This is a genomic window from candidate division TA06 bacterium, from assembly GCA_004376575.1.
Classification (GTDB): domain Bacteria; phylum Hydrothermota; class DG-26; order E44-bin18; family E44-bin18; genus E44-bin18.
This window is the reverse complement of record SOJN01000063.1, coordinates 37,343-52,992: the sequence shown is the minus strand read 5'-3', so window position 1 is coordinate 52,992 and position 15,650 is coordinate 37,343. Positions and strand designations below refer to the sequence as shown.

Here is a 15,650-nt window from a genome sequence, read left to right as displayed (position 1 = left end):
CTTGCCCATCTCGAAGATCAGGCGCAGCATCCCCTCTTCCTCTGAAGGAGAGTTGCCGCTCTTCCCGAGAGCTCCAAGCGCAATATCGAAATACTCTGAAGGTCTCTTGGGCCGAGGATCCAGCTCGTCTTCAGCTCTCACTGAACAGGCAGACCTGAGAATAGCCAGCACCTCATCGACTGAGCACTTCCTTAGCCTGTCACTTGATCCAGAGCCGGACGGAGAGCCATCCACAGCTGACCTCATCCTCTCCACAAGGACAGTCAGTTCCTCTATGGGAATTTTCTCTTTTTTCAACGGCCATCCCTCCAAAAAGTTGTGTAAGCCGTCGGTCTCTACCGACTCTAGTGATCAGAAAGTGCATAGCGCGAATAATGGTCAATCTCCAATGTTACGGTCTGTGTTTCTTTGTCAACGTGAGCTAGAAGATCGAACCAGGTTTCTGTTTCAGGATTGAACCAGTAGATGGTGAGTCGATCTTCCTGAATACCGCCCAGATCGAGGAATTGATATGTCATCGAGAGTTCTACGGGCTTCTTGAAATGGATCCCTTCAGGACCGAAGTCTCCCAGGACATACCCGGGCATCGGCTCGGAAATCGATATCCTCGTGTTGCGTTCCAACGCTCCTGGTGGAATAACGATAGTGTACCTGTTGAGCGTCAGTGTGCCCCCGTCCTCGGCCTTGATCACTTTTTCAACGTAGCTGGGCCCCAGGGTTGCCCTCGTGTCACGAAAGAATCGGATATTCTCGACTCCATTAGTAGCACTCGAGGGAACGTCGAACTCACCACACCCCGCCACCACAAAACCTATGCCAACGAGTCCAATGAGTGCAGCCGCTGCCTTTTTCCCTAAAGAAGACATGCTATCACCCCTTCCGGATTACTAGGAAAAAGTGTTAGAAAAAGCTTGCCTACCTCGCCACACCTCCTTTACGTTTAGTCTCAATCTGAGCCACTACTTGAAAGCTCTCAACAGGGTTTAGTGCTCGCCTCCGAGACCAGCAAAAGAAAGAAGAAGGGGGGCAAGAAAAAGCCTGTGCAAGATCGTTCTGTTGTCCCCCTGGACCATTCTCAAAACCCGAACCTCTCTAGTGCTAATAAATCTCAGCCTTTCAAAGACAAACAACTCCAGGTTTATCTGTTTGCAAATTCCATGCCGCCGCCCCTCGACAGCCATATCCGTCGGATCTTCAAAGACTTAGCCCACAAGTCTCCCATCTCTCTCGTGGATTTGAAGGTACGATTCCGAAACATTTCATCTCAGCCGTGACCAATTCTGTTGCTTGAGTGGTTCGATTCGCAAGTACAGCGACGTTCCATTCAAGGGACATTGCCCCAGGTTGCTCACTCAGCACTAGTCTTGAGTAAATGGATTCGTCATCGAATTCATGAATCGAAGGACCAAGGCCAACCGTTTCAAAGACAGACAATTACGCCCAGGAATCCCAACGCCTTCTGTAGGATGGTGATGTGCAGTGCCTAAGACAATCCAACCGGATTGTTTGCAGTCGCCAAGGACAGCTAAAGGACTGTAGTGTTCTGTTACATCTACTCCTTAACGATCTCGTACTTCTGTATCTTTCGTGCCAATCTGGGCCTGGAGATCTTCAGTATCCTGGCGGCTTTCGATTTGTTCCATCCTGTGATTTTCAATATTGATTTCACCAGGATCTTCTCGGCATCAGCTAGAGAGATGCCTCCTGGAGGAATGGGCACGATAATGTTCCCGGCGCCCATGTTTTCGCGAATCCTCTTTCCAGATCTCAACGCGGGTGGAAGCGACTCCAGGGTTATCAGGTCGCCTGAACCAAGAAGAACAGACCTCTCCACCACATTCTTCAGTTCCCGTACATTACCAGGCCAGGAGTAGTTCAACAAGCACTCCTCAGCGTCTGGCGACATGGCAGTAACATTCTTCCCATATTCCTCGTTGAACCTGGTGATAAAATGGCGCGCCAGGATAATCGCATCACGCCCTCTCTTCCTCAGAGGCGGTACCTCTATACACACCATGTTCAGTCTGAAGTACAAATCCTCTCTGAAAGTACCTTCGCTAAGCGCTTCCTCCAGGTTGATGTTGGTCGCGGCCATGATGTTCACCTTGACCTTTATGTCACTGGTGCCACCAAGCCTTCTGAAGCGCTTGTCCTCAATTGCCTTGAGAAGTTTGATCTGGAGATTGACGGACATCTTCCCAATCTCGTCCAGAAAGAGCATTCCCCCATCGGCCAGCTCAAAGAGGCCCTTCTTCTGCCTCTTGGCGTCAGTGAAGGCTCCCCTTTCGTGGCCAAAGAGCTCCGCCTCCAAAAGGGTCTCAGGAATGGCCGTGCAATTAATCTCAACAAACGGCTGGTCAGCTTTTGAGCTGTTGTAATGTATTGCACGAGCAATCAGTTCCTTGCCGGTTCCTGTCTCACCACGGATCAGCACCGGGCTCGCACCAGTTTCCACAACCTTTCTGGCAATATGGAGAACCTCTTTTATCCCGTCACTTTCACCTATCACGGCATCGAACGCGTACCTTTTCTTGTGCCCGTCATAGGGAGTCTTCTGGTCGCGCGACTTCACCCACTTCTTGTAGGCGCTATCCGCAATTTTCCTCAGTCTTCTCAGTTCCGAAGGAATGTGAATGTAGTCATCGGCCCCCATCCGCAGGGTTTCCAGCGCATCTGTAAGAGTGGGATCCTTTGTAAGTCCCACCACCTTCAGATGGCCATTCACCTTCCTAAGTCTCTCCAGAAGATTCTCTCTCTCCACGTATGGCATGTCTGCATCGAAAAGAATCAGTCCACCCACTCCGGATGCAGCATGCTCGATCACTTCATCCTCATTTTTTGCCCAGATTGTATCGTACTGATCACCGTTCAGAATATTTTCTACAGACTCTTTGTACTTGTCCTCGCGTATGGCCAAAACTGTGAAAGACAAAACAGTTCCTCCTAGATAAACTTCACCTGGACAGTGTATGAAAAGCCTCTAGATGCAACTTCAAAAGGATCCAGTTAACCTCCTCCTCAAAACGAGCATCTGCTACGCTTTTGGTTTCATCGTTCTCACCCACCAAAATGGTATCCTCGAGTTTCCGATCAATCAGAATCGCTCCGGACATAGTCTCACCTCCACTCGTCTTTGCCAACAGATGAAAGAATCTCTGAAGCAATAACCTCTTTTGATCTGAGGCCCGCGGCGAATTCGACAGCATCACCAAGCGCTTCAATGTATTCTTCTCTGTGATATGGTCTAACCATGTAGTAGAATACCCCCATCTGTCTTACGATTCTTTCGGTGTCAAGATCGTTTTCGCTTGCAACAACTATGATTGGAGTATACGGAGCTGCGGCCTTTGCCAGAGTCACACAGTCTTCTGGTGAAAGGTTTCCACCACTTATGTCAGCCACCACAGCGGAGTATCGAAAGGATTTCAACCTCTTCACAGCGAGATCAGACCAATTGCAGTTGTCGGATGGCATCCCGAATACAGCGGTGAGACCCGAGAGCTCCTCCTTCTTGTGCTCATCATCTCCAATGACTAGAACTCTGTGTTCCATAATTCACCTCCAAGAACTTGATTCCTCATATCCTAGACAGATCCACTAGAATTGAATTCCTCATAGACTCAACAATCGCCTCTCTTGAGTACAGCACAGTAGGGCCAACATTGCAGTGCCCGCTGACTACCAGCCCCCCAACTACCCAAACATCCCCAGCAAAACTGGCACTACCTTCCACATACACCAACCCATTGAAACGAAAGTCGCCCTTAACGACCAAATTACCTACCACATAGAGGAGCCCTGAACCCGACACGCTTCTGTCGTACCGTGCATGCGTGGAGAAAAATGTTATTCCGACGGGTTCGTTCTCCAGGCTCCTGTTTACACTGGCCGCTCTCAAAACGGTAATCAGCTCGGCAGGAGATATTCCCAGAACCTCACTAGTACTGGGAATGCGACCAGAAGGAACCGGCAGGTCGTCCTTCCTCGAAACGTGGTACCTCGCACAGAACGGTGGTCGCGTCAACGCCGGAAGGTGTGTGCCATGCTCGTTTGAACAGATGCGGTTCCTGGAAAGAGGCTTTGGCCAACTCTCGCAGATGAACGCTTCTTCCATTCGAGGCTGAAATGGATAGCTTATGTACTCACCTCTGAATCTACTGGCAGACCTCCCTTTACCACCTACGGCCTGAGCCACATATACGGGATAGTCACCAGGTCTTGTCGTCTTCATCTTACTATCCGGGTCAAAGTAGACTATGCTTCCCCGATCCAACAGGTACGTCACAGTAACCGGGTCTTTGAGTGTCCCGTAACTAAGGTCGGTCTGATAACTTGTATATCGATAAATTGGAGGAGAACTCTCTGTTCTCAAGCCTACACATATTTCGGCTCTCCAATCAGGATTCCCCTCATCAGGGTCATGAATCTCACCATTTGCAAGCCGGGTTAGCGCCTCTGCGACACCGGCTCTGGCCACATATTCAGACTGAACCCTGTAGAAGTTCATCACTCGGGCTTCCAAGCTTGAGGCCGTCAACCTCACAACCGAGGCAGCCAGTACTACAGTCACAGAGACAACTGCCAGTGGCACCAAGATGGCAAATTTCTTCTCACTTGGACTAGATCTCACAATAGCAATCTCCCTTATCTCTCATGCGCCAGTCACCGCGCGTAGACCAACTTCGCCAAAAGTTCTGCAGTGCGCGTTCCATCGAAAATCCTCAGCCTGCAGATATATATTCCGCTCCCTGCATCACTGCCAGAATCATCCTTACCGTCCCAGATGACCCACCGATCACCTTGAACGCTTTCTGCAGAAAACAAGTTTCTTACCAGAGAACCACTAACAGCGTAAATCTTCAGTTCTGCCCTCGAGCTAGCCGCGCATCCTACCAAGCTGAACCCGAGCATTGTCGAGCTGCTGAATGGATTGGGTCGGTTGAGGTACAAAATGGCTGCACCATCACCCAAATCTACCAGGTCCGCCACACCTGGACTCGCCCCCGGGCGGAAGGCTCTCAATCTCTTGGAGAGAATCTTCAGCTTGTAGAAGGTGGCTGCCCAAGATCCATTCTCAGTGGCGTTAAGCGTAAACTGAATACTGTTGTCAACAACCCATTCTTGAGGATCGTGCTGTCGAGTGTCCCCAAACCGGGCGGCTCTCAACAGCACCGAGTCATTCCACGCTCTCACGTAGAGGAAATCGCCTATACCCACAATCCCCGTGAGCACATTGTCAGAGAACTCACCCTCAAAAAAGCTTCCGTGGCCTATATAGGACGTATGTATCAGTTCATCATCACCTGTCGGCATTCCGTCCTTCCCAGGCGGATCAATACCGTCCTGGGCTCTGTCGCAAATCAACTGGACCACATCACCCCTCGCGAGAAGGTCGGATCCCACCCCACCTTCACCGTAGATGGGATTACCTGCTGTACCCCAGTTGATGGAGACAGCCTCAGCCTCCGTACAGACCAGAATGAGGAGCACGAGGGCCCCTCCTCCTGCCAGAATCAGCTTAGATACAGCTCTCTTGTGTCTACTCATTTTTCCTCTTGACGCCTCCAGCCCAAGACTATTGCAAAAACCGTGCCCTATCAGCGTCCTAGAGGTTCAAGAGAGCGCTTCGTGGGAAGATGGGCTGTGCAGGCGGTTTTAGAGCGTGCCGGATGAGGCGGGATTGGGAACCTAACTGCCCCTAAAACTTAACTTCTGTCTTTTTGCGATTACAGGAGTGTGCAAAACTGCCAGAATGGCAGAAGCTAATTCATTCCAAAAATGGTATAAAAAAAGACGGCCAGTACTTGCCAAAGGCGAAAATCTATCGCGTCATGAAAGCAAATTGCGAAATTTCGGCAAAAAAACGCCCCGGCCGCAAAACCAGGGCTATTTCGTTACAACAAAACGTTACTATTCAAATCGACCGTGATCGGCTGCCCTTACGGCACCTTCTAAGGCCTCCTTGAATTCGATTTCGCTGAGCGGTCCAACCATATAGTAGAAGACGCCTTTCAACCTGATCTTCCTCTCAAGTTCCAGGCGGTTTCTGGCAGTGAAGGTAATAATGCTCGTCCCTGGAGAAGCGCCCCTGAAAGCGCTTACGACATCGGTGGGGTTTGTCCCGGCATTATCGATGTCAACAATCACCGAACAGTACTTGTGAGATTTCAACCTCTTCAACGCCTCGGTCGTCCCCTCACAAAGATCGACTCCGACTCCAATGCCAGATGCCGCGCCCACAATGGACCTGGCTGAGAGTTGATCCTTATCCACCACAAGTACCCTCTCCATCACACCCCCTTCTCACTCCAACATGACGCAGCAAGATATATGCCATCAACGGGTCACAATGCACAACGCCTTTACTTCCCTGTACTTAGCGGCGCAGAAACGGTCTAGATTGACCCCTTATCGGCTGGCCTATTCTGCACTTCTTGCACGGAGCGAAAGTGGCTGAGATCTAGTCCATCTGCCTCCTCATAAAAGTAGGGATTTCCAGCTCATCTGTGCTGAAATCTCTAATGTCCCTTTTTTGCAGAAGTTTACTCTTTGAGAGTACGTCTTTTCTCCGGAAGGCTGGCATGTCCAATGCCTGGTTCCTGAGTGGACCAAATTCCGATGGCTTCGCCTCCAGAACCTCTGAAATCTGATCCTCTTTCCTTGATGGTAGTCCAGTGGCAATAACTGTCACTCTGACAGAACCTTCCAGCGCCTTGTCAATGACTGCACCGAATATGACGTTCGCTTCCTTGCCTGCTGCTTCACAGACCACGGTGGTAGCATCACTTACTTCGTGCAAGGTGAGATCAGGTCCTCCAGTTATGTTGACCAGAATGCCGCTTGCCCCTTCTATGGAAACATCCTCCAGGAGCGGACAGCCGATAGCTTCTGTTGCTGCAGCCTGAGCCCTGTTCTCGCCAGTGCCAGATCCTGCTCCCATGAGGGCCTCTCCGGTCTCGGACATGATCGTTCTCACATCTGCAAAATCGAGGTTGATGAGGCCGGGCACAGTTATCAGATCTGAAATGCCCCTTGTTGCCTGAAGCAACACCTCATCGCACACCTGAAACGCCTCATATATGGGTGTCTGGTTGCCCACCACTGCAAGCAACCGCTGATTGGGAATCACTATCAGAGTGTCCACCCTTCCTTTGAGCTCCTTCTCACCAACCTGAGCCTGGCGTATCCTTTTCGTCCCCTCGAAATCGAATGGCTTGGTGACGATAGCGACCGTGAGAACATCCAGGTCCCGGGCAACCTCAGCAACCCTGGGAGAGGCTCCAGTACCTGTGCCGCCGCCCAATCCAGCAGTCACGAACAGCATATCAGCTCCTCGTATTGCATCTGCAACGTCGTCTATGTTCTCTTCGATTGCTTTTCTCCCGATTTCAGGATCTCCGCCGGACCCCAGCCCTTTGGTGAGTTCCACTCCGAGCTGGATCTTCACATCTGCCTTGGACATGGAAAGGACCTGGATATCAGTGTTTGTTGCAATGAATTCGACTCCGGCCAGACCGGATTCTATCATTCTATTGACAGCATTCCCTCCTGCGCCTCCCACTCCCAGCACTTTTATCTTGGCGTTTTGTTTTAGATTTTCAACGAGATCAAACATGTCCCACCCCCTTGCACAAACCACACCACCTTGTTGAACTGAATCCACTTTGATCTGAACTCCTCAAAGAACTGAAGCCGCAAAACACCTCCTTCCTCCAGTTTTATTTGATTACTAGAATAGGTCTCCAAACCAGTTCTTCATCTTGTCCACAATCTTATCGAACAGGTTGTGGTCGGTCACTCCAGTCAATCCTCCTTTGAACCTGTTCTCATACCCATAGAGAACCAGTCCGACCCCCGTTGCGTGAAGAGGGTCTGTCACAGAATCGGTGAGACCGCCAACACCCTTTGGTATGCCCACCTTCACAGGAAGATCAAAGATCTGTTCTGCCAGCTGGGCTATCCCCACCATCCGTGCTGTCCCTCCAGTTAAGACAACTCCAGCACCAAGCAGATCTGCATAATCGGTCTTCTTTATCTCACGGTGGGCCAGCGAGAGTATCTCCTCAAGTCTCGGCTCTATGATTGACCCCAGAACCTGCGCTGAGACCTCCCTCTCTTCCCTTCCTCCAACTCCTGGTACCTTTATTTTCGCCTCAGGGTCAATGAGAGAGGCCATTGCAGAGCCATATTTCATCTTTATCTCTTCTGCACGAGTTCTTGGCGTCCTTAAGCCTATGGCTATGTCGTTGGTGATGTTTGAGCCGCCCAGTCCCACCACTGATGTGTGCCTGATAGATCCGTCGTAGAAGATTGCTATGTCAGTAGTCCCGCCTCCAATATCGATAATCGCGACACCCAGCTCTCTCTCTTCGGGGTCGAGAACAGCATAGCTTGCTGCGAGCGGCTGAAGAACGAGGTCCCTAATCTTCATCCCCGCGCGGTCTATCGACTTGTAGATATTCTGCGCGGACGTCACAGCTCCGGTCACAATGTGGACTACTGCTTCAAGCCGGACCCCGGCCATGCCCACCGGATCCTTGATCCCTGTCTGGTCATCAACCACGAACTCCTGAGGTATCACATGTATGATCTCTCTGTCTATGGGGATGGCGACGGCTCTCGCTTGCTCTATGACCCTGTGCACATCACTCTGTCCAATCTCGTTCCCAGAGCGGGTGACCGCAATCACGCCTCTGGAGTTAATAGACCTGATGTGGTCGCCGGCGATCCCGGCGTAGACTTCGTCAACTCTGACTCCAGCCATCAGTTCCGCCTCATGGACCGCCTTCTTCACAGAATTGACTGTCTTCTCCAGGTTAACCACAACTCCCCTTCTCAACCCATCTGAAGGGCTGGTGCCCACTCCTACAACATTCACCTCTCCCTTCTCGCTAACTTCGGCAACTATGGCTGCAATCTTTGTTGTGCCCAAATCAAGACCGACGATCACCGTGCTTCTTCCCATTTTTCCACCACCTTTTAGTTTTTTCGAGAACGCAAAGACTCCTGCCTTAGCACCAAGATCTGAGAATCAAAGCGTGCATCAATTGTTGAGACCTTCCCGTTCCTCTCTTTGAGGTCTCTTAGAACCAGGGCGATCATCCTTGATTTCTCGCAGAATCTCCCTGATCCCAGACGAAGGAGCGTTCCATCTGCAAGCAACACCCTCGCGTCATCCAGGTTGGTGACATCTACTCTCTTCACACCAAGGCTCTCAACTGCAGCAAGGACGAGGAAAGCCTGTTGCAAGAGCCCAGGATCCACACTTTCAAATCCTCCCTCGCCCTTCCTCAAGGGACAGTCTACGACCAGGAGGTCCAACCCCTTCACATCTGAAGAGACTGCTCTTCCATCCTCTCCCACAACAATGTTTCCATTCACGAGGGCAAAAGGTTTCCGGCCCGAGATATCGAGAATCACTCTCCCGGGCGGCCTCCTTCTGATATACGCCCTCCTCACGAAGTCGAGCGACTCCAGCCTTCTGGCTATCTCTCTCGGGTTCAGTTCAAGCATCGACCTGCCCCGTTTTATCCCACTGGCATCAGCCACTCTGGTCACGTACTCCTCACCCACTCCCCTCACCACTATCTGGCTGATTGAGAAAATTCGCCAATCTCTGGCACGCCTGTACATTCCACAGCCACCCGAAGCAAGAAGGCCGAGAACGAACAGAATGAATGTGACTCTCACTCTGAGCTTCCTGGTTCTTCTCTTCTTCACCTGCCTATGGGAACTGTTCATCCCACTAGTCCCTTCCTACGATAGCGATTTCATGTTCAAGTTCGACACCCTGCTTTTCACGCACAGCATCTTTGGCCAGCTCAATTAAATAGAGAACATCCTTCGCAGATGCCCCACCCCTGTTTATTATGAAATTGGCATGTATTTGCGAAACCTCTGCGCCACCATGGGTCTTCCCCTTAAGCCCCACTGAGTCGAGCAGTTTACCGGCGTGAAGGCCCTTTGGATTCTTGAAGATACAACCTGCACTCCTCTCACCAATAGGCTGGTTTTTCTTCCGCCTACCGAGGTATTCTGATATCTCTCTTCGCAGAGTCTCAGACTCACCCTTCTCAACCGAGATTCTCACTCCTTCTATGACCATCTTCCCCTTGAAGTTGGAGCCCCTGTACGCGAACTCCTCGCCTCCAACAGACTGTTCCACCGCACTGCCGTCCATGTTTACACCTCTTACCCATACCACCCTCTCGCCGAAATCGTGTCCGTATGCACCTGAATTTGTTGCCAGTGCTCCTCCTACAGAACCGGGTATGCCGGCCATAAACTCCAGACCGGCCACGGAGTTCTCAATGCAGAACTCCAGTAGGTCTGCCAGGGAAAGGGCTGACCCTGCCGTAAGGATCTCACCCTCCAGGATTAGCGTTTCAAAAGCAGTGTGTATAACTATGCCTGGGATACCCCCATCTTTCACAAGTATGTTGGTGCCATTCCCCAGCGCCAGAGTGTCGATACCTTCTGAGCGTGCAAACCGCAGAAGTCCAGAAAGATCTTCCTCGTTCTTGGGCCTACAGTAGATCTCTGCCGGCCCCCCTATGCCGAAAGACGTGTGGCGTGACATGGGCTTATTCTCAGCCATTTCACCCTTAAACAACTCCTTCAGTTTCTCGTACAGGACTCCCATTTTGCACACCTTCAACTAGTTGCGCGGGCTTTGGAATTCTCGCTTCTCGCCTTTAGCAATTTGAGGAGTTCCTCGCCGACTTTATACACGTCTCCAGCGCCCATGGTGAGCACCATGTCACCAGGTCTCACAATGTCCAGAAGCCACCTGGCCACAAACGCCATATCCTCAACATAGTTTACGGCCTTGTGCCCGCTGGCCGTGCACGCATCGCTTATCAACCTACCACTCACACCACGTATGGGCTCCTCTCTGGCGCCATAGACGTCGGTAACAACAACCAGGTCAGCATTGTAGAAACTTCTTCCAAAGGAATCTGCCAGTCTGGCTGTCCTGGAGTAGAGATGCGGCTGGAATACGGCTATGATTCTGCCCGGCCATGCCCGCCTTGCTCCCTCCAGCGTCACCTCAATCTCAGTGGGGTGATGACCGTAGTCATCGATGAGCGTTACTTCATCCACCTCCCCTTTTATCTCAAAGCGCCTTCTCACTCCTTTGAACTCAGCGAGCGCCCTGGTGAGAACAGAAAAATCCAGCCCGAGTTCGAGCCCCACAGCGCAAGCGGCAAGAGAATCGTATACATTGTGTAGACCAGGAACGCCAAGCCTGATTTCACCCAGCGTATCCCCGTTGCTTTGAAGCACGTACTTAGAACCGAACCCTTCAAAAACTACACCCTTTGCTTTCACATTCACCTGGGTCTTCATGCCGTACGTAATGCACCTTTTTTCAATCCTGGCGAGTATGTTCTGGAGGTTCTTTTCATCAAGCGAAAGCACTACGCATCCATAGAATGGAACCTTGTTTGCAAACTGAACATAGGCGTCTTCAACAGTTTCCAGGTCTCTATAGCTTTCCATGTGTTCTTCTTCGAGAGTTGTTATGACAGAAATGGTGGGTGAAAGCTTCAGGAATGATCTGTCGCTTTCGTCCGCCTCACACACCAGGTACTCACCTGCTCCAAGCTTGGCATTGGTGTCCAAGCTCCTCAACTTGCCCCCAACGACAATGGTAGGATCTAAGCCGCCTTCAGTAAGAATCCTTGCAATCATAGAGGTGGTTGTCGTTTTGCCATGGGTTCCAGCCACCGCTATGCCGTACTTCATCCTCATCAGTTCAGCTAACATCTCTGCCCTCGCTATTGTTGGTATCTGCCGTGACTTGGCTTCCACCAGTTCTACGTTGTCAGGCTTGACCGCGGAGCTGTACACAACCACGTCGGCATCCTTCACATTGTGGGGAGAATGACCCGTGGAAACTTTCGCTCCGAGACTGGAAAGCCTTTCCGTTATTGGAGACTCTTTCAAGTCTGAGCCTGTCACTGTGTATCCCAAATTCAGCAGAACCTCTGCGATTCCGCTCATCCCTATTCCACCAATACCCACGAAATGCATATGTTTTATCTTCCTGAACACTCTCTCCTACCTGCATTCAGAATCGACTGCGCAATATGTCTTCCTGCATCTCTCCTGCCCAATGCTTTCGCCGCCTTTGCCATGCTTGCGAGCCTCGCTTCACTCTTCAGGGTCTCGAGTATCAGAGAGGCGAGTATTTCTCCAGTGAGTCTCCGGTCGTAGACAAGAACCGAGGCGCCCGCCTTTTGGAGCATCATCGCATTCTTCTCCTGGTGTCCACCTGCAGAATAAGGGTATGGAATCAGTATTGAAGGGAGGCCAAGAGCAGTAAGTTCAGCAACAGTTGTGGCTCCGGCTCTGCAAACCACAATGTCTGCGCACGCATAAGCCAACTCCATGCCATGTATGAATGGCGCTGTGTAGGCTTTCAGTTTTGCCTTGGTGCAAGCCTCCCTCACCCACTGAAGGTCGTCTTCTCCAGTCTGAACAATGAACTGCAATTCATCATGCTCCGATAGAACATGTGCTGCGTCTGCAAAAGCTCTGTTTATGGAGCGCGCACCTCTGCTTCCACCGAATACGAACACCGTCTTCAAATTCGCATCAAGGTCGAACTCTTTTATTGAACTCTTGCGGTCTGGAGCGAAAAGAGACCTGCGGACCGGATTTCCCGAGACAATGCCCCTCGCCCTCTTGCTCAGGTGTCGAGTACTCTCTCCATAGGCGACGTGAACCTCTCTGGCAAAATGAGAGAGCAACCTCGTCGCCTTGCCAGGCACCACATTCTGCTCAAGAAGGACCGTTGGTATGCCCATCAGGAGTGCTGACACGGCAAAAGGAACTGTCGCATAGCTTCCTGTCCCCACGACCACTTGCGGTCTCTCTCTGAGCAGAGCAAGAAAAGCGGCAACCAGAGACATCGCCATCAGAAACAGAAACAACATCTTCCCCCTTGTTCCAACGCCAACCCATCCACGCGCGCCGACTGCTATGAAATTGTAGCCGGCCCTTGCTACCAGGCTTTTCGCTCTTCCCCTACCTGAGCCTGCAAAGACAACCTGACAACCAGAATCGAATGCCTTCAACTCTTCAGCCACAGCAATGCCTGGGAATATGTGACCACCGGTCATTCCAACCGCCACCAGCACCTTCACCTTAGACATCTCCTGCCATAGTGGGGTGCCTTAGATTTCTGGCGCCTCTTCGATATGTTCAGGAGAATCCCCACAGAAACAAGATTTGTGAACAGGGCACTACCCCCAAAACTGAGAAATGGGAGTGGTAGACCTGTGGTGGGAAGCGCTCCCACCACCACTGCTATGTGCAACAACACATAGGTGAATATGGAAATCGTCAGACCAGCCGCCAAAAACATGCCAAAATCGTCCGGCGAAGAGAGTGCGATCTGCGCCCCCCTCACCAGAATAAATAGAAAAGTACCCATGAGAACTATGGCCCCTATGAAACCCAGTTCCTCTGCTACAACCGCAAAGATGAAGTCTGTGTGCGGTTCGGGAAGGAAGAGGAGCTTCGCCCTGCTCCCGCCCAATCCCGCTCCGAACAGCCCTCCAGACCCCATACCCAAGAGCGACTGTCTGAGCTGATAGTTACCGTCAAGGCTCCCCGAGGCCGCACCCATAAATCCCACAATCCTGTGGTGCGCATAGGGTATTCCATAGGCAATCAATCCAACGGCGACCGCGCCAGCTATCCCTGCCCCAACGAGGTGATGTACCCTCGAACCGCCAATATATAGCATGAAAAAGCCTATCAAAAGAAGGGCAACCGCGGTACCGAAGTTCGGTTGCTTGACGACCAGCGCTGTAATAATGCCCAGCACAACAAGGGGAGGAAGGAAACCTCGACTGAAATGTTTCATATTTTCTCGTGCAGATACCACGTATGAAGCCAGAAATATGACCAGACAGACCTTCATCAATTCAGAAGGCTGGACAGAAACAAAAGAGATACGAAGCCACCTGCTCGCCCCGTGTGACCGGCCAGAACCAACAATGAGCACTGCCACCAGAAGAAGCATACACACACCCAGGAGCGGCTTTGCTATCCTCGACCAGAACCGGTAGTCGATCTTCTCAGCCACCACCATCGCGCACAGCCCCACCCCAAGCCTGATGAGATGTCTCTTGAGAAAGAAGAACCCACTGCCGAATTCGGACGTGGCCCACGCATAGAAGGCGCTCGATGAGTAAACCATTATCGTTCCGAATCCTACAAGAACGAGCATACCTATGAAAAGCCCCAGGTCAGGACGAGCCTGATAATCACTGAGACTTCGACTTGAGTTGGGCAAAGGCCTCCTTGAATGCAAACCCTCTCTCCTCAAAGTTCTTGAACATGTCGAAACTGGCAAATCCAGGAGACAAAAGGATTGTGTCCCCACTTGTAGAAGCGGCATAGGCCTTGTTAAATGCGTCACTCATAGAGCTGGCACTCTCATATCGGCTGAAGCCAGCCACTTCCAATTCCTTTGACAGTCTTTTGGCAACCTCACCGATCAGTACTACGTGTTTCGCTTTCTCCACCACACTCTTTATGAGCAGATCTGTGTCGAACCCCTTGTCCTTGCCTCCCATTATCAGTACCAGAGGCTCACTGAAGGCTGCAAGAGACTTCGAGGCTGCAGTCGGGTTTGTGCACATAGAGTTGTTGACGAAAGTGATTCCTCTAATTTCCCCTATCTCCTCAAGCCTGTGTATAACACCTTTGAAGCTCGCCAACGCTTCAGCAATAGTCTCTTTTTCTACGCCCAACAGAAGGCAGGCAGCAGATGCTGCAAGGCTGTTCTCCAGGTTGAACTCGCCCTTCAACGCGATTTCAGAGCTGGAGCATATGCGGCCCGACCTTTCTAAGATTCGGAATCGTATGTCGCCTTCAGCAACCCACACCCCACTATCCACCCTTCCACTTATGCTGAAGAAGACTCTCCTCGACCTTACAGCCTCCGTCGCATCCATCACATTCTCATCATCAGCGTTGAGAACAGAGAAGTCTTGATCTGTCTGGTTGGAGAACAGCCTTGCCTTTAACCTCTTATACTCTTCGAAGCTCCCGTGCCTATCAAGGTGGTCAGGAGCAATGTTTGTGAGTACTCCCACGTGTGGCCTGAATCTGTCTATTGTTTCCAACTGAAAGGTTGAAACTTCCACCACTGCAAAATCAAGTGGCTTGCCCACAAGACCGCTCATGGGGATGCCTGGCGCGACATTTCCGCCGAGGGCAGTACGAAGACCCTCTCTTTCAAGAACATGATTGATGAGCGCGGCAGTCGTAGTCTTCCCGTTTGTCCCTGTGACAGCAACCATGGGACACTCAAGGAAAGAGTACGCAAGTTCAACCTCTGATATGACCGCCTTCCCTTTTTCTTTTGCCTGCTTGAGAACGGGTGTGTCGGATGGGACCCCAGGGCTGACCACTATGCTCTCACTCTCCAATATTCTCTCCGAATGCCGGCCAAACTCGAGTCGAACTCCCAACCGTTCCAGTTCGTCCGCCACCGCTGTCAGCTCAGATCTTTCCCTCACATCACTTGCAAACACTTCTGCACCCTTCCTCATAAGGAGCCTGGCGGCTGCAACACCGCTCCTTCCCAGCCCTATAATTGAGAACTTCCTCCCCTTTACATCCATCTTCTT

Annotated in this window: 15 protein-coding genes; all 15 read right to left on the bottom strand. The window is 51.3% G+C overall.

Annotated features, from left to right (window positions below):
• Window positions 1-297: hypothetical protein (locus E3J62_05095; GenBank protein ID TET46221.1), on the bottom strand; the 297-nt coding region annotated here is incomplete at its 3' end.
• A 47-nt stretch (window positions 298-344) separates the two neighbouring features.
• Window positions 345-866, bottom strand: a complete 522-nt coding sequence (locus tag E3J62_05090) for a hypothetical protein (GenBank protein ID TET46220.1) — start codon at window positions 864-866, stop codon at window positions 345-347.
• A gap of 686 nt (window positions 867-1,552) precedes the next feature.
• Window positions 1,553-2,932 (bottom strand): sigma-54-dependent Fis family transcriptional regulator, encoded by a 1,380-nt coding sequence (locus tag E3J62_05085; protein TET46219.1) that lies wholly within the window; start codon window positions 2,930-2,932, stop codon window positions 1,553-1,555.
• 185 nt (window positions 2,933-3,117) lie between these two features.
• Window positions 3,118-3,552 carry a hypothetical protein gene (locus tag E3J62_05080; GenBank protein ID TET46218.1) on the bottom strand — a complete coding sequence of 145 codons (435 nt, stop codon included), beginning with the start codon at window positions 3,550-3,552 and terminating at the stop codon, window positions 3,118-3,120.
• Between the two features lie 25 nt (window positions 3,553-3,577).
• Window positions 3,578-4,630 carry a hypothetical protein gene (locus E3J62_05075; protein ID TET46217.1) on the bottom strand — a complete coding sequence of 351 codons (1,053 nt, stop codon included), beginning with the start codon at window positions 4,628-4,630 and terminating at the stop codon, window positions 3,578-3,580.
• A gap of 32 nt (window positions 4,631-4,662) precedes the next feature.
• Complete coding sequence (locus E3J62_05070; GenBank protein ID TET46216.1) at window positions 4,663-5,547, bottom strand: hypothetical protein; 885 nt, start codon at window positions 5,545-5,547, stop codon at window positions 4,663-4,665.
• Between the two features lie 363 nt (window positions 5,548-5,910).
• Window positions 5,911-6,291 (bottom strand): response regulator, encoded by a 381-nt coding sequence (locus tag E3J62_05065; GenBank protein ID TET46215.1) that lies wholly within the window; start codon window positions 6,289-6,291, stop codon window positions 5,911-5,913.
• Between the two features lie 169 nt (window positions 6,292-6,460).
• A complete protein-coding gene (gene ftsZ / locus E3J62_05060) occupies window positions 6,461-7,615 on the bottom strand; it encodes a cell division protein FtsZ (GenBank protein ID TET46214.1) in 1,155 nt (384 codons plus the stop codon).
• 114 nt (window positions 7,616-7,729) lie between these two features.
• Entirely contained in the window at window positions 7,730-8,965 is a 1,236-nt protein-coding gene (ftsA, locus tag E3J62_05055; protein ID TET46213.1) for a cell division protein FtsA, read from the bottom strand.
• Between the two features lie 14 nt (window positions 8,966-8,979).
• Window positions 8,980-9,741: an FtsQ-type POTRA domain-containing protein gene (locus tag E3J62_05050; protein TET46212.1), complete on the bottom strand. Its 762-nt coding sequence runs from the start codon at window positions 9,739-9,741 to the stop codon at window positions 8,980-8,982.
• A 4-nt stretch (window positions 9,742-9,745) separates the two neighbouring features.
• Window positions 9,746-10,642, bottom strand: a complete 897-nt coding sequence (murB, locus tag E3J62_05045; protein TET46211.1) for a UDP-N-acetylmuramate dehydrogenase — start codon at window positions 10,640-10,642, stop codon at window positions 9,746-9,748.
• An 11-nt stretch (window positions 10,643-10,653) separates the two neighbouring features.
• A complete protein-coding gene (locus E3J62_05040) occupies window positions 10,654-12,057 on the bottom strand; it encodes a UDP-N-acetylmuramate--L-alanine ligase (GenBank protein TET46210.1) in 1,404 nt (467 codons plus the stop codon).
• On the bottom strand, window positions 12,042-13,160 hold the full coding sequence (gene murG, locus E3J62_05035) for an undecaprenyldiphospho-muramoylpentapeptide beta-N-acetylglucosaminyltransferase (GenBank protein TET46209.1): 1,119 nt from the start codon (window positions 13,158-13,160) through the stop codon (window positions 12,042-12,044). The genes E3J62_05040 and murG overlap by 16 nt, the downstream gene beginning before the upstream one ends.
• Window positions 13,148-14,413 carry a putative lipid II flippase FtsW gene (ftsW, locus tag E3J62_05030; GenBank protein ID TET46208.1) on the bottom strand — a complete coding sequence of 422 codons (1,266 nt, stop codon included), beginning with the start codon at window positions 14,411-14,413 and terminating at the stop codon, window positions 13,148-13,150. The genes murG and ftsW overlap by 13 nt, the downstream gene beginning before the upstream one ends.
• Window positions 14,280-15,644 carry a UDP-N-acetylmuramoyl-L-alanine--D-glutamate ligase gene (gene murD / locus E3J62_05025; GenBank protein ID TET46207.1) on the bottom strand — a complete coding sequence of 455 codons (1,365 nt, stop codon included), beginning with the start codon at window positions 15,642-15,644 and terminating at the stop codon, window positions 14,280-14,282. Before murD ends, ftsW begins: the two co-directional genes overlap by 134 nt.
• Window positions 15,645-15,650: the final 6 nt, after the last annotated feature.